Below are 21990 nucleotides of genomic sequence, written 5' to 3' on the forward strand. Positions count from 1 at the left end.
AGGCTCATCCGATAGCGGGAGCCGAAGCCCCCTTTCTCCCGTAGGACGTATGCGGTATTAGCCTGGGTTTCCCCAGGTTATCCCCCACTACCGGGCAGATTCCTATGCATTACTCACCCGTTCGCCGCTCGCCACCAGAAAGCAAGCTTTCCGTGCTGCCGCTCGACTTGCATGTGTTAGGCCTGCCGCCAGCGTTCAATCTGAGCCATGATCAAACTCTTCAGTTTAAGATCAATGCGATCCTTACTCACCGTCCGAAGACGACGAAAGCGGATCAAACTTGGCTCAAGGTTCAAACGAACTTTGAAAGAGACATCTCAAAAGATGCTACTCTTTCGGTCGCTTGCCTTGATAATGGGTGATGGATCACCCTCATCGGCAAGCGCCCACATGAATTACCTGATCAATTTTTAAAGAGCGTCGCACTCAGCATGTCTCGATGACCGGAGACGCTGCCTCAGCGAGGAAGGCGTATTTTACGCACTTCCGAGTGTTTGTCAAGCGGGCCTTCAACACCCTGGTAACTCCCTGACAAACCAAGACTTTTCAGTCTCATCACCGCCGGTGCGCTTGGCGTCCCCCGGCAGCGGATGCGTACTTTACGGATTACCCCCGGCCTTGGCAAGGGGTTTGTAAAATTATTTCACACCCGGGTGGACGGTGGCGTGAACGGAAATCATTCCGTAGGCGGAGTTAGCCTTCGCGGGTACACTAAGCACGTCTGCTTTACTTGTCACTCTTCACCGTCGAGGCCCCGCGATGCGCTCTCCCCACCTGTTGTCCGTCGACTCCTTGAACCGCGATAGCGTCGATCATCTCCTTCGCGTGGCTGCACGCATGGAGCCGATTGCCAGCCGCCGCCAGGTCACCCGCGTATTGGAGGGGGCGGTACTGGGTAACCTCTTCTTCGAAGCCAGTACGCGTACCCGCGTCAGCTTCAATGCCGCTTTCTGTCGTTTGGGCGGCAGCGTCTGCGATACCACGGGGTTCACCTTCTCCTCCATGGCCAAGGGCGAGTCGCTCTACGACACCAGCCGAGTGATGAGCGGCTACTGCGATGCCATCGTCATGCGCCACCCCGACCAAGGATCGGTGGCCGAGTTTGCCGCAGCAACCCATGTTCCGGTAATCAACGGGGGCGACGGCCCCGGTGAACACCCAAGCCAGGCCCTGCTCGATCTCTATACCATCGATAAAGAGTTCCAGCGGCTGGGCAAGTCGCTGAGCGGTGCCCACATTCTGCTCACCGGTGATTTGAAGTACGGGCGTACCGTGCACTCTCTGATCAAACTGCTCTCGCTGTATGATCCGCTGCGCATTACTCTGGTATCGCCGCCGGGACTCGAAATGCCCACCACGCTGATCGATCTGGTGACCTCACGCGGCCATCGAGTCGAGGTCCGTGACCATTTGGCTAGCGACTTCAGTGACCTCGATGTGGTCTACACCACGCGCATCCAGAAAGAGCGCTTCACCGAAGAGATGAACGAGAGCTTCAAGGGCGTTTCAGACGACTTCATCGTCAATAAGACGTTTTTGGATAGTTACTGCAGCGACAGCACCATCGTCATGCATCCGCTGCCCCGCGATAGCCGCCCCGGCGCCAACGATCTCGGCGTCGACCTCAACGGCGACCCGCGCTTGGCGATCTTCCGCCAAACCGATAACGGCATTCCCATGCGCATGGCGATTTTCGCCACGCTGTTACACGTCGATGAGTTGATCGAGAAGGATCTGCGCCCCGTCAGCTGGTTCGTACCGCCGCAGCGCGGCACGCTGGATCGCTAACATCTTAAAGGGGCGAGGCGATAGGGAGTAGAAAGGGAAGAGATAGGAAAGAAGCACCTACAGAACAACGATCAAGAAGAAGCCCGTCCGCCAGGCAATCCCGCCTGGTGGGCGAACCAGCCTTCGAGAATTAACACCGCAGCGATGCCGTCGACGCTCTCTTCACGGTAGTTGCCCCGGTGCCCCGCTTCACGCGCGATCTGCTTGGCCTCACGGGTCGAGCCGCGCTCATCGGCCATTACGCAGGGCTTGCCGTAGCGCCCGTGCAGGCGATTACCGAACTTGCGTGCCCGAGTGCTCATCGCCGACTCGCTGCCGTCCATGTTGAGCGGCAGCCCTACCACGAATAGATCGGGCTGCCACGTCTCGACGAGGCGCGTCACCAGCGTCCAGTCGGGAATGCCGTCTCGCGCGGGCAAGGCGTCGAGCTCGCGCGCGCTTTGCAGCAGCTCGTTGCCGACCGCCACGCCAATGCGGCGCGTACCGAAATCAAACGCCAGCACCAGGCGCTGCCCTAGCGCAGCCGCGGGCGACTCAGGCATGGCCGATATCGCGGGTCATGAGGTTAAGATCTACGCCAAGCAGCCCCGCCGCTGCACTCAGGCGCTCGGCCGGAGGCGTCTCGAAGATGACGTTAGCGTCACCCTCGACGGTAAGCCATGCGTTCTCTTTGAGCTCTTCTTCGAGCTGCCCCACTTCCCAGCCCGCGCAGCCGAGGCAGACGATGAAGCGCTCAGGGCCTTTACCCTCGGCCAGCGCCTGAAGAATATCGAGCGACGTGGTCAGCGCGATGTCGTCGGTCACCTGGATGCTCGAGTCCCACGCTTGGCTGTTGCCCACGTGCAGAATGAAGCCACGATCCTTGTGCGTTGGGCCGCCGAAGTAGACCGGCGCATTGCGGTGGATGCTCTGCTCGCCGCCCAGTTCCAACTGATCGAAGAGCGCGTCTAGGGTAATGTCCAAGGGCCGATTGGCGATGACGCCCATACAGCCGTTGTGATCGTGATCGCAGAGATAAACCAGGCTACCGGCGAAGTTGGCATCTTCGAGGTGAGGCATGGCCATCAAAAAGTGGTGTCTCAAGCTTTGCATGCAGTTCTCGCTGCCTGCAGCCAAACGCTGCAGGCGTCAGTTGAGCGTAAGGCGATGTTCAGCGGCCCAGCCGCCGCTCAACGGCATCGAACAAGAGTCCGGCGATGTGGGTACCGCGCTGGTCGTCGATCTCACGTACGCAGGTGGGGCTGGTGACGTTGATTTCGGTAATGTAGTCACCGATGACGTCCAAACCGACGAACATCAACCCCTTCTCGCGGATCATCGGCTGCACCTGCTCGATCAGCCAGTGATCGCGGGCGGTCAGCTCGCGGCTCACGCCCTTGCCGCCTGCCGCCAGATTGCCGCGTGTCTCACCGGCAGAGGGGATGCGCGCCAGACCGAAAGGCACCGGCTCACCATCGACGAGCAGGATGCGTGTATCGCCATCCTTGATCTCAGGCAGGTAGCGCTGAGCCATGATCTGACGCTGGCCGCGCAGCGTCAGCTGCTCGATGACCGCCCCCAGATTGCGCCCCTCGGGGCCGATATGAAAGATCCCGGTGCCGCCCATGCCATCCAGCGGCTTGAAGATCACGTTGCCATGTTCGGCATGGAAGGCGCGCAGCTCGTCGGCGCGGCTAGCCACCAGCGTGGGCGTACAGCACTGTGGAAACTGCTGGGCGAAGAGCTTCTCGTTGCACTGCAAAAGCGCCTGAGTAGGGTTGACGATCAATACGCCTTCGCGCTCGGCAAAGCCCAACAGATGGACGGCGTTGATGAAATCGGTATCCACCGGCGGGTCTTTGCGCATCAGCACTGCGTCGAGCTCGGCAAGCGGGCGCGCCTCGGCGTCGCCGAGATCGAACCAGTGCTCGGCATCGCGATGTACGGTCAAGGGGCGCATACGGGCGAAGGCCTTGCCCTCTTTCAGAAACAGGTCCTCCTGCTCCATGTAGTGCAGCGTATAGCCGCGATCCTGCGCCTCCCAGAGCATGGCCAGGGTGGTGTCCTTCTTGTAGGCGATCGCCTGGATAGGATCCATGACGACGCCCAGATGTAGCGTTGGCTGAGGCATCGAGCCGACTCCGCAATGACGTGTTGTAACGCAGTATGCCGTAGCGCCGGGCTAGCTCCAACCGTCCGCGGTCGAGTCCTCGGTGGAGAGGGCCCCCGGCGCCAGCTGAATGGCGTCGGGGCCAAGGGTGATCAGCTGCTGCTTGTAGAGCCGCCCAATGGCCTGCTTGTAGGCGCTCTTGCTCACGCCCAGGCGCGCCTTGATCGCCTCGGCCGAGCTCTTGTCGCCCAGCGGCAGGTAGCCGCCGCTTTCGCGCAGCGCCTGAATCACTTTGTCACCAACCACATCGAGACGCGCCGACCCAGGCGGCAGCAGCGAAATGTTCAGCCGACCGTCGTCGCGGCGCTGTTTCACGTACGCCTTTAGCGTCTGCCCACGGCGCAGCGGCTGGGCGATATCCTCCTGAAAGATCAGGCCCCAGTAGCGATGCTCAACGACGACCTTCATGCCGAGATCGGTGCGCTCGGCCACGACGATGGTCACCGGTGCGCCGGACTCCAGCGCCCAAGCCTCATCGACGATGAAACGGTCGAGCTTCATCGAGGCCACCGGACGCCCTTGATCGTCCTCGTAGAGCTTCACCAACACACGCTTGCCGACGTCAGGGCGAAAGTGCTGCTCGCTAAAGGGCAGCAGTACGTCCTTGGGCGCGCCCCAGCTCAAAAAAGCGCCGACGTTGTTGACTGCGGTTACGGACAAATACGCGACCTCGCCTACCTGGGCAGTGGAGGCGATGGCGGCGCGAGAAGAGCGCGATGCGTCACGGGCCATGAGGATCGTCCTTTATAAATGAATGCGCATTATGGCGCCTTGGCCGCCCTGGGCAAAGCCACCCCTCGGCACGTATCGAGTACAACCTGCTACGCTCAAGCTAACACTAAAAAAAGGGAACGAGGCTCGGCATGGAAGGTTTTACCCTCTTCGATACCATCGTTTTGATCGGCTATGTCGGGCTCATCGCCTGGATCGGCTCACGTTTTGGCAAGGGCCAACACAGCACCCAGGACTACTTCCTCGGCGGGCGGTCGATTCCCGGCTGGGCGATAGGCCTTTCGGTCATGGCCACCCAAGCGAGCGCCATCACCTTTATCGGCGCCCCGGGATGGGGCTTCGAGGGCGGGCTCGAACGCTTGGTCACCTTCATCAACGTGCCGCTGGCAATGATTCTGTTGATTTTGGTCTTCGTCCCCGTCTTCCACCGCGCCGGTATCTACAGCATCTATGAGCTGCTCGAGCGCCGCTTCGGTCCTGCCACGCGCACGCTCACGGCGCTGCTCTTTCTCATCGCTCGAGGGCTTGCCACCGGGGTCGTGCTCTACGCTCCAGCGCTGGTGTTGGCGGTGGTCACCGGCTGGAGCGTCAACCTCACCATCGTCATCATGGCCGTGCTGGCCATTAGCTATACCGTCATGGGCGGCATCAGCGCCGTCATCTGGACCGACGTGATTCAGATGTTCGTGCTCTGGGCCGGTGCGCTGCTAAGCGTCTTTCTACTGCTCTCGAGCCTGCCCGGCGGCATGGGCGACGTGCTCGATTTCGGCGTCGCCAGCGGCATGTTCAACACCTTCGATCTCTCTTTCGATCTCAGCGTGGAATACACGCTTTGGGCGGGGCTACTCGGCGGCTTCTTCCTTCACGTGGCCTACTTCGGCACCGATCAGAGCCAGATTCAGCGCGTACTTTCGAGCCCCTCGGTGCTCGACGCTCAGCGTTCGCTATTGATCGGCGGCTATCTGCTCATTCCGCAAATGCTGCTGTTTTTGCTCGTCGGGGTGATTTTGGCCACCTACTACCAACAGCACGGGCTTACCCCGCCGGAAGATCTCAACGAGCTGCTGCCTCGCTACGTGGTCGAGGCGTTTCCTTCGGGCATGGCGGGGCTGGTGATCGCGGGCGTGTTCGCGGCGGCCATGTCGAGCCTCGACTCGGCGCTCAACTCGCTCTCTGCCGTCAGCATTCGCGACTTCTACGGCCGCTACGTCAAGCCCGATGCCAGTGAAGCGCACTATCTCAAGGCGTCACGGGTCGCTACCGTGTTCTGGGGGCTCTACGCCACGCTGTTTGCCTTTTTCGCCGGTAATCTCGGCCCCGTGATCGAGGCGGTCAACCAGATCGGCTCCTGGTTCTACGGCGCCCTGCTGGGCACTTTCCTGCTCGCCATTTTTAGCCATCGCACCAACGCCCGAGGCGCCGTTGCGGGGCTCGTGGTCGGCATGCTGGCGGTATGGGCGGTGTCGTCGCTGGGCAATATTTCCTGGCTCTACAACAACACCATCGGCGTCGCGGTATCGGTCGCGGTGGGCTACGCCGTAAGCCTCAGCGCACCGGCACCCCGCGCCGAGCAGCTTGGAGACGTGGTTATCGACGAGACCGCACCCGACATGCAGGCCGTACTGGCCGCCCGCGCCGATAGCGCCCCAGAAATAGGCCGCGAAGCGCGCCTTACCCGCTGGCGCTGTATTGGCCTCTTTGCCTGGTTCGTGGTGACGATGGCTCTGCTCGCGCTGCTGCAGGGGTGGGCCAATGGCTGAGCGGCGCCTTAACGCCAGCGTAGAACAGCGCGCGACCAAGCGGCTCGAACGCCTGGGCATTCGACGCATCGAGCCCGCTTGGATCAAGCTCTGGGCCCTGGCGCTAGCGGCACCCGAGCAGTCGCCCGCCGCTTGGCTACTGGGCGCCGCGGAGCTACGCCGCCCCCTGTTGCTACCCGGCACAGCGCTTCCTGCCGCCAGTAAACCATCCGCCGATGAGTTATGGATAGAGGGGGGTTCTGCAGATGCGCTATACCTCGATACTGCCACCCCCCCTAGCCAAGCGGAATTGGCCCGTCACTGGCTATGGGAGCGCTTGGCCAAACCGCGCCTTTGGCGACTCGACGTCGCCAAGGCAGCGCCTACCCCGCTGTGGTTCCCATGCTTTTTAGGCTACGCCACGAGCAAAACTCGACGCGGTCCCCACCACTACCGCATTGTCGTTGCCAGCGGCCTCTCGGGCGAGCTACTACCGCAACTCAAGCCGCTGGTGTTAAAGAGACTTCTGGCCCTAAGCCGCGCCCAGCATCATCAGAGCGTCGCGATAGCAGAGCACGGCTAGCCAGCGCCTAGGCGCCATCATCGACATAAGAAAACGTGCACAGAAGAACGGCGGCTGGCGAATCAGATATCGCCGAAATAGTGCTGGAGAAGGGTCAACGCCACAACGGGAGCGGTTTCGGTGCGCAGCACCCGTGGGCCTAGCGTTAGTGGCGCGAAATGGGCCGCTTCGGCAGCCTGGATGTCGCTTGAACTCAGCCCCCCTTCGGGGCCGATCAGCAGCGCCGCACGCTCGGGGCGCTGGATATCGCTAAAGGCTTTGCCGGTGGCGAGATGCAGCATCAGTTTGAGCGACTCATCGCGCTCGGCAAGCCACGCCTCGAGAGCAAGCGGCGGATAGACAGGCGGCACCACGGCGCGGCCGCTCTGTTCGCAGGCACTGGCCGCCACCGCCTGCCAGTGCGCCAGCTTCTTGGCCTCGCGCTCGCTTTTGAGGCGTACATCGCCGCGCTCGGTGTATAGCGGCGTGATCGCCGCTACGCCCAACTCCACGGCTTTCTGGATGGCGTAATCCATCCGGTCACCCTTGGAGATGGCCTGACCAAGGTGGACGGCGAGCGGCGACTCGCCGCGCCCAGGCCACACCGCTTCGACGATGGCCGTAGTCGCCTTGCGACCGACCTCCTCAAGGCGCACGCCCGCCTCGACGCCCTGGCCATCGAACAGTACCAGGGGCGCGCCCTGGCCCAGGCGCAGCACGCGGGTAACGTGGTGCGCGGGCGCCTCGGGCAGCGTCACCCGCTCCCCGAGCGAAAGCGTCGTCGGGACGTAAAAGCGGGCGACGCGGCCCTGCTGGGCAAGCCAGTCGGCGGGCTGCATGCTTAGTGAGTGCTCGCTTCGGCCTGTTGAGCCTGCTGCGCCTCACGCTGCTTGCGCTGGGCGTACATGGCTTCGAAGTTGACCGGCGCCAGCATCAGCGGAGGGAAGCCGCCGCGGTTGACCAGGTTGTCCACGCACTCGCGGGCGTAGGGGAACAGCAGGTTGGGGCAGAATGCACCCAGCGTCTGATCCAGCTGCGCGCCTTCGATACCGGCGATACGGAACAGTCCCGCCTGCTCGACTTCGGCAAGAAAGGAGGTGGTACCGGTTTCGCTATCGTTGACCTGCGCGGTTACCTTGATCACCACTTCGTACTGATCGTCGGCGATCTTGCTGCTCTTGGTATTGAGGTCGAGGTTGACCTTGGGCTTGAAGGCTTGCTTGAACACGGCAGGCGAGTTCGGCGCTTCGAAGGAGATGTCCTTCACGTAAATACGCTGCAGCGAGAACTTGAGCTGCGGCTTGTTACCTTCGGAGCCGCCGCTGGGTTGCTGGGCGCCGGGCTGTTGGGCATTGTTGTCTTCCGCCATGGGTAAACTCCTGGTTGTGCGCTCGCTATTCCACGAGGCCGATAAGGGTGAAAGCGCTTACTTCTTGACCACCGGCAGGCTATCGGCCTGCCACTGCGCCATGCCGCCGCGCAGCTTGGTCGCGCGGGTGAAGCCCGCCTTGGCGAGCTTAGCCTGCGCCGTGCCAGAGCTCTGGCCGAGCTTGCAGACCACGATGATCGGCCGCTCTTTGAACTTCTCGAGCTCGTGCATGCGGCTGTCGAGGTTGCTCTGGGGAATGTTGCGCGCCCCGGCGATGTGGCCTGCCTTGAACTCCTTGCTATCGCGAACGTCCAGTATGACGGCGTCTTCGCGATTGATGAGCTGGGTCGCCTGGGAGGAGGTCACGGCGTTGCCGGCGGCGGTGCGTGTCTCGTAGAACACCCAGGCCGCAAAGGCCAGCAGGAAGGCGCCGACGAGCAGGGTGTGGTTCATTACGAATTCGAACAGCTGATCGATCATCGCGAACACGGTCTCTTGGTCAATGCAAAAAAGAAGCGGCGAGGCCGCCGTCAAACCCGCCCAGTATACACGTCGCGGGGGCTGGCGCGCAGGTCGTCCTCATGACGTCTGGCGACGGCCTGCGCTATGATGCCCCAAGCATGCGAGCGTCGCGACCCCGATGCACCCTACATCGGCTAGCGGCACGATGACAAAGAGGAGACTATGGACACAGCACGCACTCCGCGCCCCGTCGCGCTGATCATTCTCGATGGCTACGGCCATAACCCCGACAGCGAACACAACGCCGTTGCCGCCGCCCACACGCCGGTCATGGACAAGCTCTGGGCTTCGCGCCCGCACGCCTTCGTCCATACCGATGGCAACCACGTCGGTTTGCCCGAGGGCCAGATGGGCAACTCCGAAGTCGGCCACATGAACATCGGCGCCGGGCGTATCGTCTATCAGGACTTCACGCGCATCACCAAAGCCATCGACGAGGGCGAGCTTGCGCATAACGCCGCCTTGACCCAGCCCATCGACGACGCCGTAGCCAACGGCCGCGCGGTACATCTGCTCGGGCTACTCTCCCCCGGCGGCGTGCATAGCCACGAAGATCACTTCCTCGCCCTGGCCGAACTCGCCGCCAAGCGGGGGGCCAAGCACATCTATCTGCACGCCTTTCTCGACGGTCGCGACATGCCGCCCAAGAGCGCCAAGGCCTCGCTCGAGCGCGCCAATGCCCGCCTGGCCGAACTGGTTGGCGCCGAGAACGGCTTCGTCGCCTCGCTCATTGGCCGCTTCTATGCCATGGATCGCGACAACCGCTGGGAGCGCGTCGAGCAAGCCTACCGCCTGCTGACCGAAGGCCACGGTGAACATCAGGCCGAGAGCGCCGAAAGTGGGCTCGCTGCCGCTTACGAGCGCGGTGAAACCGACGAGTTCGTGACCGCTACCAGCGTGCGTCCCAACGGCGAGGCCATCGTTTTACAGACAGGCGACGCGGCGCTGTTCGTCAACTTCCGCTCCGACCGCGCGCGCGAGCTTGCCCGCGCCTTTGCCGAGCCAGATTTTACGGGTTTTGCTCGCCGCGCCACGCCCAAGCTTGCCCACGATGGCCTGGTGATGATGACCCAGTACGCCGCCGACATTCCCGCGCCCATCGCCTTCCCGCCGACCGATCTCACCGATACCCTGGGTGAGGTAGTAGCCAAGCGCGGGCTGACCCAGCTGCGCATTGCCGAAACCGAGAAGTACCCCCACGTCACCTTCTTCTTCTCCGGCGGCGAGGAGCAGGAGTTCGACGGCGAAACGCGTATTCTACTGCCCTCACCCAAGGACGTGCGAACCTACGACGAGAAACCCGAGATGAGCGCCTACGAGATTACCGAGAAGCTCGTCGAGGCGATCGACGCCGAGCGCTTCGATCTCATCGTATGTAACTACGCCAACGGCGACATGGTTGGCCACACCGGCGACTTCGACGCAGCGGTCAAGGCGATCGAAACCGTCGATATCTGCGTGGGCCGCGTGGTCGAGGCCATCGAGCGCGTTCACGGCGCCTGCCTGATCACCGCCGATCACGGCAACGCCGAACAGATGGTCAACCCTGAAACCGGCGAGCCCCAGACCGCGCACACCACTTTCGTGGTGCCGCTGGTCTACGTCGGCGAGCGCGACGGCGAACTGCGCGAAGGCCGTCTGTGCGATCTCGCCCCCACCCTGCTGACGCTAATGGACCAGCCAGTGCCCGAGGCGATGACCGGCGAATCGCTGATCACGCTGCGCTAGATGGCGCCGCATGCACGCACCCAGCCCGCTGCACGGCGGGCTAGGGTGACGCCCAGACGCCTTTTGATCGCCGCGCTGCTGCTCGGCCTGACGCTCGACGCCTCGGCACAGCAGGATGAATCCGCCGCGCGCCAGCGCCTGGATGCCCTGGGCCAGGAGATCGAATCGGCCACCTCACGCCTGGGCGCCACCGGGCGCGCGCGCGACGAAGCCGAACGCGAACTTCAGGCCGTGGAGAGCGATCTGGCCGCTACCCACGCGCGTCTGGATAGCCTGCAGGCCGAACGCCGCCTGCTCGATGACGAAGTTAACCAGCTGCGCCAGCACCGCGCCCGGCTCGAAGGCGAACGCGGTGACCAAGTGGCTGCGCTCGGCCAGCAGCTTGCCGCGCTCTACCGCATTGGCCCGACGCCGCAGCTCAAGCTCTTGCTCAACCAAGGCGACCCGGCTGAGCTCGATCGCATGCAGGCCTACCTCAACCGCTTGGTCGACGCGCGTAATCGGCGCCTTGCCGATATCGCCCGCCTGGACGACGCCCTGGCCGATACCGAAAGCGCCCTGGACGCCCGCCAAACGCGCCTGGCAAGCCTTAGCGACGAGCTCGAAACCCAAAGCCAGCACCTAGCCGAGCGCAGCGCCGAACGTCGCAGCGTCGTCGCCACTCTCGACGATCGCTATGGCAGCGAAGAGGAGCGGCTGGCCGACCTCAACCAGAGCCGCGAGGAGGCCGAACAGACCCTGCGCCGTATCCAAGCCGAGCTTGCGCGCATGGACACGCCAACCCCCTCGACCCAGATCGCCCAAACCCAGGGCGACCTCCCCTGGCCGGTGCAGGGGGCGATCACCGCCACCTTCCACCACCGCGAGGGCATTCACTACAACGGCATCGTGATCCAGGCCAGCGCCGGGACCGCCGTCACCGCCGTGCACCCGGGCCGGGTGGTCTTTGCCGACTGGATGCGCGGCTTCGGCAATCTGGTAATCGTCGATCATGGCGATCAGGTCATGACCCTCTATGCTCACCTGCAGCAGTTCAGCGCACGCACGGGCCAGCAGGTGGGGCGTGGCGACGAAGTCGGCCGGGTCGGTAACACCGGCGGGCTCACCAATGCCGCGCTCTACTTCGAAGTGCGCAGGCAGGGTGAGCCAATTAATCCCCAGCGTTGGATTGCGCGCCGATGACGGGATAAGCTGAAACCATGGAGTGACCGGCGCCATCGCGCCCCACCGACCCATTTCGCCTGCGGAGTCTGCATGACGCTAACCGTTACCGAGGTACCTGCCCCTGCCAAGCGCCTGTTGGCCGCTTTGATTCCGGCCGTAATGCTGGCCACTCCGCTGCCGCTTTTGGCCCAACCGGCGCCCAGCAGCGACGACCTGCCGCTAGCGGAAATCCAAACCTTCGCCGAGGTGTTCGAACGCGTCAAACGCGCCTACGTGGAGGACGTCGACGATACCACTCTCCTGCGTAACGCCATGCGTGGCATGCTCAGCGAGCTCGACCCGCACTCGGCTTACCTCGACGAAGAGGAGTTCCAGAGCCTGCGCGAATCGACCCAGGGCGAATTCGGCGGTATCGGCATCGAAGTGGGGCTGGAGAATGGTCAGCTCATGGTGATTACGCCGATCGACGATACCCCGGCCTCGCGGGCGGGGCTGATGTCGCGCGACATCATCCTGAGCATCGACGGCACCCCGACCGACAGCATGTCGCTTCAAGAGGCGGTCAATCTAATGCGCGGCGACCCCGGCTCGCCGATCGATATCACCGTCATGCGCTCGGGCGAAGACGCCCCGCGCGAGCTGACCCTCGAGCGCGAAATCATCCGCAGCGAAAGCGTCAAGCACGAGCTGTTGGAGCCGGGCTATGGCTATCTACGCATCAGCCAGTTCCAGTCGCGCACGGCCGAGCAGGCGCGCCAGGCGCTAACGCGCATGGGCCGCGACCAGCCGCTAGAGGGGTTGATTCTCGATCTGCGTAACAACCCTGGCGGCGTGCTTCAATCCGCCGTGGGCGTGGCCGATCTGTTCCTCGACGAGGGGCTGATCGTCTACACCGAAGGGCGCCTGCCGGATACCCAGATGTCGTTCTCGGCCAACCCCGCCACGCCCGCCGCCGAGGTTCCGCTGGTGGTGCTGATCAACGGTGGCAGTGCCTCGGCCGCCGAGATCGTCGCCGGTGCGCTGCAGGATCAGCGCCGTGGCGTCATCATGGGCACCGACAGCTTCGGCAAGGGCTCGGTGCAGCAAGTCATGCCGCTGGGGAACGGCGAAGGGCTCAAGCTCACCACCGCGCTCTACTTCACCCCCAACGGCCGCTCGATCCAGGCGCTCGGCATCGAGCCCGACGTTGAAGTAGTGCGCGGCCGCCTGGAGCTTGCCGAACGCCGCTGGGAGGTGCGCGAATCCGATCTGGAGAACCACTTACGCTCGCAAGGCCCCAGCCGCGAACGCGCCTCGGCTGCCGAGCGCTTGAGCGAGGACTACCAGCTCAGCGAAGCGCTCAACCTGCTCAAGGCGCTTCGCGTGGTCGACCGCCGCCGCTAACGGCAGCTAGGCGGCAGGCGCCCGCGCTCGCCTGCCGCCTGGCGCATGATCACGCGTTTGAGCGGAGCTAGCTGGTGCATGCCCCCCATGCCCAGATTACGCGCCAGAGTCAGTGCCGGGTTCGTGGTGGCAAAGAGGCGCTTGAAGCCTTTCATCATGGTCAACATCGCGGCGTTGTCGAAGCGCCGCCGCCGCTCGAAGCGGCTGAGCGTCGCAAGCGCCCCCCAGGGGGCGCCGCGACGCCACGCACTCACCACCTCTTCGGCCAGCACGGCAGCATCCATCAGCCCCAGATTGACGCCCTGCCCCGCGAGCGGATGAATGCTGTGCGCTGCGTCGCCCACCAGTACTAGATTCGCCAAGGCATAGCGTCGGGCGTGGCGCTGAACGAGGGGAAAGCGGTGCACCCCATCGCAAACGCTCACCTTACCCAGCCGCCCACCGATCCCCTCTTCGAGCATCTTGCCCAAGGCCTCGGGCGTGGCGCTGGCGAGCGCGTCGGCGTGTGCCTGGGTGGTCGACCAGACGATCGAACAGTAATGGTCGTCCTCCTCGACGGTCAGCGGTAAAAAGGCCAGCGGAGAGCCCCCGACGAACGCCTGGCGCGCCGTGTTGCCATGCGCATGAGTGCAGCGCACCGTGGTCACCACGGCCTCCTGCTCCATCGGCTCCTCGTGCACGTCGATACCAGCAAGCGATCGCAGCGTCGAGCGGGCGCCGTCGGCCGCGACCGTTAGCGACGCGTGCACCTGACGGCCATCCTCGAGTACCAGCCAGTAGCCCTTAGCCGAGGTTTGAAGTGCGGAAAGCCGCGCGCCAAGCAGCAGCGTTACGTTTGAGTGCGTCGCAAGCCGTGCATGCAGCGCCGCCTGGGTAACGTCGTTCTCGACAATATGACCCAGTACTGTAAGCCCCGCCTCGTCGGCCGAAAACGCAATCTCGCCGCTGCCCTGGGCATCCCAGACCTGCATGGCGCGATAGGGCGTGGCGCGCTCGCCGGGCCAGGCGCCGAGCCCGGCCAATAGGCGTTGGGAAACCGGAGTTAGGGCACTCACGCGCGGCAAGGGATGTGCACTTAAGGAGGCCTTATCCACAAGCGCCTTGCGCGACTCGAGCAAGGCCACGCGCATTCCCGCCTCGGCGAGTAGCAGCGCCAAGCTACTACCCACCAAGCCAGCGCCGACGATGGCAACCTCGGCCTCGACTAGCGTGGCCCCCGAAGAAGTCGCGTTAGCCTTGCAGCCTGACGGCGTGTGGGTTTCAGCGTTTGAAGCGCTCATCTACTCTCCTTAACTCCTTACATGACAATCGCGTGTGACGGAATCTACAGGGCTTATCAACAACAAGGCTTACCTATAACTCTGCTTACATCGTACTTGGCACAGCATTACTAAAAGCGCTTAGCGCTCGATCCCCATGGCGCGGCGCGCCAAGCTGCGACGCAGCGGCCCCACCAAATTGAGGCCGATCAATCCCGCTGCCCGGGCATGATCCACCAGCGGCCAGGAGAGTCCGAATAGACGCACCAAGCTATCGCTGAAGCGGATGACGTTAGCGCGATCCTGTGCGCGGCGGCGTTCGAAATCGGTGAGCGTGGCTATATCGCCCAGTGGCCGACTAGCCTCTTGCCCCGCCTCCAGCGCCGCGACTAGATCCATCACCCCGCGCAGCGCCAGATTGAACCCCTGCCCCGCCACCGGATGGAGCGCGTGGGCGGCATTGCCCAGCACCGCAAGTCCTGGGCGCACCGGCTCTTCGGCAGTGACCAGCGAAAGCGGGTAGGCAAAGCGCTGCCCTACCTTGGTAAAGCGCCCGGCGCGATCGCCAAAGGCGCGCTGCAGCTGATCGAGAAATTCTCTATCGGAGAGCGCCAAGCGCGCGGCTTCGTCTCCGCTTGGGTGCGTCCAGATCAGCTCCATCGCCTGCCCCGGCAGCGGCAGAAGTGCCATAGGGCCTTCGCGGGTAAAGCGCTCGTAGGCAATGCCGTGGTGCGGCGCGTGTACCCCGACGTGAGCGATCACCGCGCTCTGCTGGTAAGAGGCACGACGGCTGGAGATGCCTAGCTGCTCCTTGAGCCCCGAACGGCCACCGTCGGCAAGCAGGGTCAAGGGGGCGCGCAGCGTGCGGCCATCCTCGAGGCGAACAAGATGCCCTTTGGCCTGCGGTGTAAGGCTCGCAACGCGAGCAGGGCAAAACCACGTCAGCGGCAGCGTGGCCAAGTGCCGGTGCAGCACCTGCCCCATCCAGGCGTTAGGAATCACGTAGCCGAGTGCGGCGACGTTGAGCTCCTCTGCGCGCAGCCGAGTCGCGCCCAGGCGCCCACGCTCGCTGATGTGGATGGTGCGAATCGGCGTCGCCTCCTGGGCCATGGCCGACCAGATGCCCAACTGATCGAAACGCTGGGCCGTGCCCTCGGCAATGGCGCTGGCGCGGGCATCGAAGCTGGGCTGCCAGCGGGGCGACTCGGCGCTCGGCAGCGCCGCCGCTTCGATGATCGCGACGCGCCAGCCGAAGCGGGCGATGAGCGGCGCCAGCGCGCAGCCCAGGCTCGCCCCAACGAGGCCTCCCCCAATGATGATGATGTCGACGTCCTGCGTGTCGCCTGCGGCGTCTGGCGTTGCGCTCATGCGGCCATCCTTGACGTTTATTTCGTAACGTAATTTACATAAAGGTGATTGTCGACACATTGCGATCGATCAATTTTTCGCCATTAGCGCCTCGATATCGGCCACCTCTTTAGGCACGCCATGGGTCAATATGTCGTTGCCCTCGGCGGTGACCACCAGGTTGTCCTCGATGCGGATGCCAATACCTCGGTATGCCGCATCGACCTCGGCGTCTTCGGGAACGTAGAGCCCCGGTTCGACGGTGAGCACCATGCCGGGTGCGAATGGCCGCGGCGAGGCATCCGCCGTGCGGTAGCTGCCCACGTCGTGAACGTCGAGGCCCAGCCAGTGTGAGGTGGAGTGGAGGTAGAAGCGCCGATAGCTTTCATCCTCGATGCGGGCCTCGACCGGGCCTTCGAGCAGGCCGAGTTCTACCAAGCCTGCCGTCAAATCGGCGACCACGCCTTCGTGCACCTCAGTAAGGCTGACGCCAGGGCGTACTGCTGCCACCGCGCGCTTTTGCGCCTTGAGCACTACTTCGTAGAGGGCGCGTTGGGGTTCACTGAAGCGCCCCGATACGGGGAAAGTGCGGGTAATGTCGCCAGCGTAAAGGGCAAACTCGGCGCCCGCATCGATCAAGACCAATTCGCCTTCGGTGAGCGGCGCGCTGTTCTCAATATAGTGCAGTACACAAGCGTTGGCGCCACCGCCAACGATGGTGCCATAGGCCGGGCCACTGCCACCCTGCCAGACGAATTCGTGCTCGAGCTCGGCCTGCAGCTGATACTCGTGAAGCCCCGGCGACGCGCTCTGCATGGCGCGCACGTGGGCCTTGGCCGATACCTCGGCGGCGTAACGCAGCTGCGCGATTTCAGCCTCGCTTTTGATCAGGCGCATCTCGTGGATCAGCGGGGCGACGTCGAGCCAGCCCGCAACGCCCGGCGCGCCGCGCCGCTTGCCTGCCTGAGCGTCACGGTAGGCCTCTTCGGCAACCTCGAGGGCCATGGGGTTGTCCAGCGGCAGATAAAGCAGCTCGCGGCCGTGAAGCAGCGCGGGAAGACACTCGTCACGCTCGGCATTTTCGAAGGCCTCAGCGATACCGTGCTGGGCCACGATGCCTTCGGCGCCAAGCCGACGACCGGTCCAGGCTTCGAGCGTAGGGTCGCGATCCTGACAGAACACCACGCTCTCGCCCGCGTCACGTCCTGGGAGCAGCAGTAGCCAGGCGTCGGGCTCGAGGATGCCGGTCAGGTAGTAGAAGTCGCTGTGCTGGCGAAAGGGATAGTCGCTATCGTTGGAGCGTGTGACCAGTGCTGCCCCGGGTATCAGCGCAGCGGCATTGGCGGGCAGCTGAGCGATCAGCGCCTGGCGGCGGGCGCGGTATTCTTCGGGCGTAATGGCGGGCGGGGGAGTGAGACGTTGGGGCTGCATGCAGACCTCCTACAAAGGGCCAGGCAGGTCGAGCACCTGCCCAGCGAGGGGTTAATGTACCGGGGCGTCGACGTTTTCGACCTGAGGCTTGCCGGGATGCTGTTCGGTATAGAGCATCATCGCCGCCATGCGGGCGTGCTCGGTCAGGGCGAAAAGATCGTTCTCATTTTCGGCGCTGTCATCGATGTCGGTCTCCATCTGTACGAGCCCGCCAAGATCCTCGATCGCCTCGGCAAGCGTCGCCGACCAGCGCTTTTTGAGTTCTTCATCGGCGTAGGCCTCGACCACTTCCATGAAGCCTTGGGTCCACTCTTTGAGCCCTTGGGCCTGCTCGCCCAACGAAAAGAGTTCGTCCGGTAGCAGCGGCGCGTAGTTCATGTCGCTGGCCGAAAGCGCTTCGAGCGTCTGTTTACGCCAAGCCAAAAGGCGCGCCGCTGCGGCCTCATCGCGGGGCTGCTCGACGCCAAGCCCGGTGCAGACCTCGTCGAGCCAAGCCTCGGCGGTAACGTCGCGCAGTGCCAGCAGCGCGCACAAACGGCCATCGAGGAAGGCCGGGGACTGCATGCTGGCGTGAAGAAGGAAGACATCGGCGATATCGGAAAAGTCCTGACGCTCGTCGATCAGAGACATGGCGGCACTCCCTGGGCAGGTAACGGGTTGACAGGTGCCGCTCGGGCCGTGCGTTGACCCCGTGCAAGCGGCTCTCTTATAGTGAGCGGCAACGGCTGTGACTAGGCCGCCATGTTAACGCATTGGGTCGTCGAATGGCCCGCGCCGGAGCTTTTGATGAGTAACGCCAAGCGGCCTACCCAAGACATCACCCTGCTGGGCACGCGCTACACCATCGCCTGCAACAGCGGCGAAGAGCCCAAACTCGAACGCGCCGCGCGCTATCTGGATCGGGCGATGACCGGCATCCAAGCACAGAGCAGCACGCAGGGCAGCGAACGCGTCGCCATCATCGCCGCGCTCAACATTGCCCACGAGATGCTCGAACTGATGGATCAACATCGCGAAAGTGAGGCGAGCCTTGGCCGCCTCAACGATCGGCTCGAACGCGCACTGGCCAAGAATCACTCTAGCTAACGCCGCACGCATCCAAGCCTATGGCAATGGCGCGGGCTCTGGTAAAATGGCGGTGTTCTCTGGGGTGTGCGCCAGTCGTTATAGTCCCTCGAGCCTATGCGCAGTACCCAGGGGGCCAAATGCTAGCCAGGCCCGTGTGCATGTCCGTGCGTCGGAAAGCCTGACGGTCTGGCTGCGGCCACCCACCTGAACCAGTAGGTTCAGGGCCAGAACGACAGCGGCACTCTGGAGAACTCCATGTCATCGCCTGCGCCCGACGTACTGGACAAGCGCGCCCTGCGCCGCCAGCTACGACGTCAACGTCGAGCCCTTTCCCCTAGGCAACAAAAACGTGCCTCCCATCGCTTGGCAGCGCATCTTGCCGCTCTTCCCGAACTGCGTCGTGCGCGTCGACTGAGCCTCTACCTCTCCGTTCAAGGGGAAATCGATCCGTTGGCACTGCTGCCCTGGCTTCGTCGCCGCCGTGTTGCGGTCTATCTACCGGTGCTACGCCCTTTTACCGATAACCGCCTCTGGTTCGTGCGCTTCGACGCCGATACGCCGATGGTCAAGAACCGCTTCGGCATCCCCGAACCGCACCCGCGCTTTGGCGCCCGCGCGCGTAACCGCCTGCCCGCCTGGGCACTGGATACGCTGATCGTTCCGCTGGTGGGTTTCGATAAAAACGCCAACCGCATGGGCATGGGCGGTGGCTTCTATGATCGCACCTTGGCCTTCATGCGCCGCCCGTACGGCCCTAAACCCGCGCTCATCGGCGTGGCCCACGAGCTGCAAAAGGTCGATTGCCTGCCGCTTGAGCCCTGGGACGTCCCACTGAGCGCCGTGGCCACCGACGAAGCGATCTATCGCGCCCGTGCTTAAAAGCAAAAAGCGCCTTCTCACGTAAGAGAAGGCGCTTTTCGACGAAGATTGAATAACGCGTTGTAAGACTATCGCGGTGGCCTATCAGCTTCCCGATAGCGCCTGGGCGTAGCCGGTGGCCAGCACTCCAAGAATGAACACCAAGGACAACACCATTACCATATCGGGCTTCTTACGACGCATCCCACACTCCACCGCTCAACGTTGCGACGACACCTTCGGTGTGCCGCTACGAATCGACGTATGCAGAAAAAACACACCGCGTTTTATGGGTGACGACTATAGGGCCAGAGACCCTCTGCTGACAACTCCGAAAACGCTTATTTTTCGCATCCATTTAAACGCTTGAACGTCGGTCAAGGCGCCTGATGGCATAAACCACAACGTATGCAAGCGCTCACATACGCTGCGTCGCAGCAAGCTTCACTATCGCCTGTATGCCCGAGGATAGGCATACAGGCAATCCAGCGTTAGGCCATGAACAGCCGATAAGCAGGATTTTCGCTTTCGCACCAGTAGCGATAGCCAATGGCGTCGAGATGCTCGCTAACGTGGGTGCGGTCGTCGCCGGGTACCTGCATGCCCACCAGCACGCGCCCGTAGGCGGCGCCGTGGTTGCGGTAGTGGAACAGCGAAATGTTCCAGTCGTGGGGCAGGTGCGAAAGGAAATTCATCAGCGCCCCAGGGCGCTCGGGGAATTCGAAGCGGTAGAGCTCCTCGGCAAAGTGCTCGCTGGGGCGCCCGCCGCTCAAGTGGCGAATGTGCAGCTTGGCAAGCTCGTTGTCGGTCAGATCCTCCACCGGGTAGCTCGCTTCGCGCAGCTTGTCGATGACCGCCTGGCGATCCTCACCGCCGGGCTTGACCTGCACTCCGACGAAGATATGCGCCGAGCGCTCGTCAGCGTAGCGGTAGCTGAACTCGGTGACCATGCGCTTACCCAGCACGCGGCAGAATTTCTTGAAGCTGCCGGGCTTCTCTTCGATGGTGACGGCGAGAATCGCCTCGCGCTGCTCGCCAAGCTCGGTGCGCTCGGCAATGTGCTGCAGCCGGTCGAAATTGGTATTGGCGCCGGAGTTGATGCACAAAAGCGTCTGCCCTTCAGCGCCGGTTTGCTGTACGTACTTCTTGAGCCCCGCCAGCGACAGCGCACCGGAAGTTTCGGCCACCGCGCGGGTGTCGTCGAAGATGTCCTTCACCGCCGCGCACATCTCGTCGGTGTTGACGGTGACGACATCGTCCACCAGCTCGCGCGCCAGGGTGAAGGGCACCTCACCGATTTGCGCCACGGCGACGCCTTCGGCGAACACGCCCACCTGGTCGAGCACCACACGCTCGCCCGCTGCCAGCGCGGCCTTGAAGCAGGCGCTGTCTTCGGCTTCGACGCCAATGATCTTGATGTCGGGGCGCAGGTACTTGACGTAGGCTGCGACTCCCGCAATCAGACCGCCGCCGCCCACCGGCACGAAGATCGCATCCAAGCGTCCGGGATGCTGACGCAGAATCTCCACGCCAATGGTGCCCTGGCCCGCCACCACGTCGATATCATCGAAGGGTGGGATGTAGGTGTAGCCGTGCTCGGCGATCAGCTCCTGAGCGTGGGCCGCCGCTTCACTGAACGCATCGCCCTTGAGCACCACTTTGGCGCCGCGCGAGCGCACGCCCTGCACCTTGATCTCGGGAGTGATGCGCGGCATGACGATGACCGCCTTGACCCCCATGAGCTTCGCCGCCATGGCCAAGCCCTGGGCATGGTTACCCGCCGAGGCGGCGATCACGCCGCGCGCCTTCTGCTCCTCGGAGAGCTGCGCCATCTTGTTGTAGGCGCCGCGAATCTTGAACGAAAAGACCGGCTGCAGATCCTCGCGTTTGATCAAAATCTGGTTGTTGAAGCGACGCGACAAAAAGGGAGCGGGAGTAATCGGGGTCTCGCAAGCGGCTTCGTAAACACGGGCTTGGAGGATCTTTTTGACGGTAGCTTCGAGCATTGAGGGCATTCCAAGGACAGTAAGAAAAGAGGGCAGCAAGAAAAGAGAGCAACAGAAAAGAACGAACACAAAGACGGAGAAAACCCCTATTGGTAGCAGATTGCCCGCTGTCGCGTCCAGCGCCCCCCATCGGCAGCGCGGGCCAAGCTCGCTATAATGGCGCCTGCCGCATCCTTCGCTTTCGACCCAAAGGCCTCCCATGACGCTTTCCATGACCCAAGACGAACTCAAAGCCGCCGTTGCCGACGCCGCAATCAAAGAGATCGAACCGCTCCTGGCCAAGGACACCGTGCTCGGCATTGGTACCGGCTCTACGGCGAACCTCTTCATCGACCGCCTGGGCGCGTTGAGCGACCGCTTCAAGGGCGCAGTGGCCAGCTCTGAGGCCAGCGCCGAGCGCCTCAAACAGCAGGGCATCGAGGTATTCGAACTCAATAGCGTCGGCAGCGTCCCCGTTTATATCGACGGCGCAGACGAAGTGAATGATCACTTACATATGATCAAAGGCGGTGGCGCAGCGCTCACCCGGGAGAAGATCGTTGCGGCCTGCGCCGAGCGATTCATCTGCATTGCCGACGGCTCCAAGCGCGTCGATCGTCTGGGCGCTTTTCCCCTACCGGTAGAAGTGATTCCCATGGCGCGCTCTTACGTCGCGCGTGAGTTGGTCAAACTCGGTGCCGATCCGGTCTACCGCCAGGGCGTGGTGACCGACAACGGTAACCAGATCATCGACTGTTTCGACTTTATGATCGCTGACCCGGTGGCCATGGAAGCGCGTATCAACGCCATCGTGGGGGTGGTGACCAACGGCCTGTTCGCTGCGCGCGGGGCCGACGTACTGTTGCTCGGCACCGCCGAAGGGGTAAAGCGCCAAACGCGCTAAGG

21 protein-coding genes, 1 rRNA gene and 1 other RNA gene are annotated in these 21990 nt (G+C 63.2%); 10 read left to right on the forward strand and 13 right to left on the reverse strand.

Features of this window, described 5'->3' with window-relative positions:
- Positions 1-227: ribosomal RNA gene (locus LLY24_RS00005) — 16S ribosomal RNA — on the reverse strand; the annotation flags it as partial.
- A gap of 532 nt (positions 228-759) precedes the next feature.
- Here LLY24_RS00005 and pyrB point away from each other — a divergent pair.
- Entirely contained in the window at positions 760-1788 is a 1029-nt protein-coding gene (pyrB, locus tag LLY24_RS00010) for an aspartate carbamoyltransferase (RefSeq protein ID WP_259034218.1), read from the forward strand.
- A 71-nt stretch (positions 1789-1859) separates the two neighbouring features.
- Here the strand turns inward: pyrB and ruvX are convergent, their stop codons facing one another.
- From ruvX to LLY24_RS00030, 4 genes are read right to left on the reverse strand one after another with little or no spacing between them, the layout of a single operon-like run.
- Positions 1860-2330: a Holliday junction resolvase RuvX gene (gene ruvX, locus LLY24_RS00015; protein WP_259034219.1), complete on the reverse strand. Its 471-nt coding sequence runs from the start codon at positions 2328-2330 to the stop codon at positions 1860-1862.
- Complete coding sequence (locus LLY24_RS00020; protein ID WP_259034220.1) at positions 2323-2880, reverse strand: YqgE/AlgH family protein; 558 nt, start codon at positions 2878-2880, stop codon at positions 2323-2325. The genes ruvX and LLY24_RS00020 overlap by 8 nt, the downstream gene beginning before the upstream one ends.
- A 58-nt stretch (positions 2881-2938) precedes the next feature.
- The gene (gshB, locus tag LLY24_RS00025) at positions 2939-3898 is read right to left on the reverse strand and encodes a glutathione synthase (protein ID WP_259034221.1); all 960 of its coding nucleotides are present in this window, start codon (positions 3896-3898) and stop codon (positions 2939-2941) included.
- A 51-nt stretch (positions 3899-3949) separates the two neighbouring features.
- The gene (locus LLY24_RS00030; RefSeq protein ID WP_259034222.1) at positions 3950-4669 is read right to left on the reverse strand and encodes a CvfB family protein; all 720 of its coding nucleotides are present in this window, start codon (positions 4667-4669) and stop codon (positions 3950-3952) included.
- Positions 4670-4800: 131 nt separating this feature from the next.
- Here LLY24_RS00030 and LLY24_RS00035 point away from each other — a divergent pair, with 131 nt between their 5' ends.
- On the forward strand, positions 4801-6429 hold the full coding sequence (locus tag LLY24_RS00035; protein WP_259034223.1) for a sodium:solute symporter family protein: 1629 nt from the start codon (positions 4801-4803) through the stop codon (positions 6427-6429).
- The gene (locus tag LLY24_RS00040) at positions 6422-6991 is read left to right on the forward strand and encodes a hypothetical protein (protein WP_259034224.1); all 570 of its coding nucleotides are present in this window, start codon (positions 6422-6424) and stop codon (positions 6989-6991) included. The genes LLY24_RS00035 and LLY24_RS00040 overlap by 8 nt, the downstream gene beginning before the upstream one ends.
- Before the next feature lie 62 nt (positions 6992-7053).
- Here the strand turns inward: LLY24_RS00040 and LLY24_RS00045 are convergent, their stop codons facing one another.
- Genes LLY24_RS00045 through LLY24_RS00055 form a run of 3 tightly spaced genes read right to left on the reverse strand, consistent with a single transcriptional unit; the run spans position 7054 to position 8819 of the window.
- Positions 7054-7809, reverse strand: a complete 756-nt coding sequence (locus LLY24_RS00045) for a 16S rRNA (uracil(1498)-N(3))-methyltransferase (RefSeq protein ID WP_259034225.1) — start codon at positions 7807-7809, stop codon at positions 7054-7056.
- Positions 7810-7811: 2 nt separating this feature from the next.
- Positions 7812-8339 carry a protein-export chaperone SecB gene (secB, locus tag LLY24_RS00050; RefSeq protein ID WP_259034226.1) on the reverse strand — a complete coding sequence of 176 codons (528 nt, stop codon included), beginning with the start codon at positions 8337-8339 and terminating at the stop codon, positions 7812-7814.
- Between the two features lie 57 nt (positions 8340-8396).
- Complete coding sequence (locus tag LLY24_RS00055; RefSeq protein ID WP_259034227.1) at positions 8397-8819, reverse strand: rhodanese-like domain-containing protein; 423 nt, start codon at positions 8817-8819, stop codon at positions 8397-8399.
- Positions 8820-9023: 204 nt separating this feature from the next.
- Between LLY24_RS00055 and gpmI the strand changes: the two genes are divergently transcribed.
- The 3 genes from gpmI to LLY24_RS00070 all read left to right on the forward strand — a co-directional run bounded on the left by gpmI (position 9024) and on the right by LLY24_RS00070 (position 13136).
- Complete coding sequence (gene gpmI / locus LLY24_RS00060; protein ID WP_259034228.1) at positions 9024-10589, forward strand: 2,3-bisphosphoglycerate-independent phosphoglycerate mutase; 1566 nt, start codon at positions 9024-9026, stop codon at positions 10587-10589.
- Positions 10590-10634: 45 nt separating this feature from the next.
- The gene (locus LLY24_RS00065) at positions 10635-11771 is read left to right on the forward strand and encodes a murein hydrolase activator EnvC family protein (RefSeq protein ID WP_259034229.1); all 1137 of its coding nucleotides are present in this window, start codon (positions 10635-10637) and stop codon (positions 11769-11771) included.
- A gap of 72 nt (positions 11772-11843) precedes the next feature.
- A complete protein-coding gene (locus LLY24_RS00070) occupies positions 11844-13136 on the forward strand; it encodes a S41 family peptidase (RefSeq protein ID WP_282563373.1) in 1293 nt (430 codons plus the stop codon).
- Here LLY24_RS00070 and LLY24_RS00075 read toward each other — a convergent pair.
- From LLY24_RS00075 to LLY24_RS00090, 4 genes are all read right to left on the reverse strand, one after another.
- Entirely contained in the window at positions 13133-14416 is a 1284-nt protein-coding gene (locus LLY24_RS00075; RefSeq protein WP_259034230.1) for a UbiH/UbiF/VisC/COQ6 family ubiquinone biosynthesis hydroxylase, read from the reverse strand. The two genes, LLY24_RS00070 and LLY24_RS00075, sit on opposite strands and share 4 nt — an antisense overlap.
- Before the next feature lie 120 nt (positions 14417-14536).
- Positions 14537-15763 (reverse strand): 2-octaprenyl-6-methoxyphenyl hydroxylase, encoded by a 1227-nt coding sequence (gene ubiH / locus LLY24_RS00080; protein ID WP_259034231.1) that lies wholly within the window; start codon positions 15761-15763, stop codon positions 14537-14539.
- Positions 15764-15832: 69 nt separating this feature from the next.
- Positions 15833-17173 (reverse strand): Xaa-Pro aminopeptidase, encoded by a 1341-nt coding sequence (gene pepP / locus LLY24_RS00085; RefSeq protein WP_259034232.1) that lies wholly within the window; start codon positions 17171-17173, stop codon positions 15833-15835.
- Between the two features lie 51 nt (positions 17174-17224).
- Complete coding sequence (locus LLY24_RS00090; RefSeq protein ID WP_259034233.1) at positions 17225-17803, reverse strand: UPF0149 family protein; 579 nt, start codon at positions 17801-17803, stop codon at positions 17225-17227.
- A 156-nt stretch (positions 17804-17959) separates the two neighbouring features.
- Here LLY24_RS00090 and LLY24_RS00095 point away from each other — a divergent pair, with 156 nt between their 5' ends.
- The 3 genes from LLY24_RS00095 (at position 17960) to LLY24_RS00105 (ending at position 19120) form a co-directional block, all read left to right on the forward strand.
- Complete coding sequence (locus LLY24_RS00095) at positions 17960-18259, forward strand: cell division protein ZapA (protein ID WP_259034234.1); 300 nt, start codon at positions 17960-17962, stop codon at positions 18257-18259.
- A gap of 53 nt (positions 18260-18312) precedes the next feature.
- Positions 18313-18495, forward strand: a non-coding RNA gene (ssrS, locus tag LLY24_RS00100) — 6S RNA.
- Between the two features lies 1 nt (position 18496).
- Complete coding sequence (locus LLY24_RS00105; protein ID WP_259034235.1) at positions 18497-19120, forward strand: 5-formyltetrahydrofolate cyclo-ligase; 624 nt, start codon at positions 18497-18499, stop codon at positions 19118-19120.
- Between the two features lie 470 nt (positions 19121-19590).
- Here the strand turns inward: LLY24_RS00105 and ilvA are convergent, their stop codons facing one another.
- Positions 19591-21105 (reverse strand): threonine ammonia-lyase, biosynthetic, encoded by a 1515-nt coding sequence (ilvA, locus tag LLY24_RS00110; protein WP_259034236.1) that lies wholly within the window; start codon positions 21103-21105, stop codon positions 19591-19593.
- Between the two features lie 211 nt (positions 21106-21316).
- On the opposite strand from ilvA, the gene rpiA reads away from it, so the two are divergent.
- Positions 21317-21988, forward strand: coding sequence for a ribose-5-phosphate isomerase RpiA (rpiA, locus tag LLY24_RS00115; RefSeq protein ID WP_259034237.1), 672 nt, complete (start codon positions 21317-21319; stop codon positions 21986-21988).
- The last annotated feature ends 2 nt before the right edge of the window (positions 21989-21990 follow it).

Source organism: Halomonas dongshanensis (assembly GCF_024790395.1).
GTDB lineage: Bacteria > Pseudomonadota > Gammaproteobacteria > Pseudomonadales > Halomonadaceae > Vreelandella > Vreelandella dongshanensis.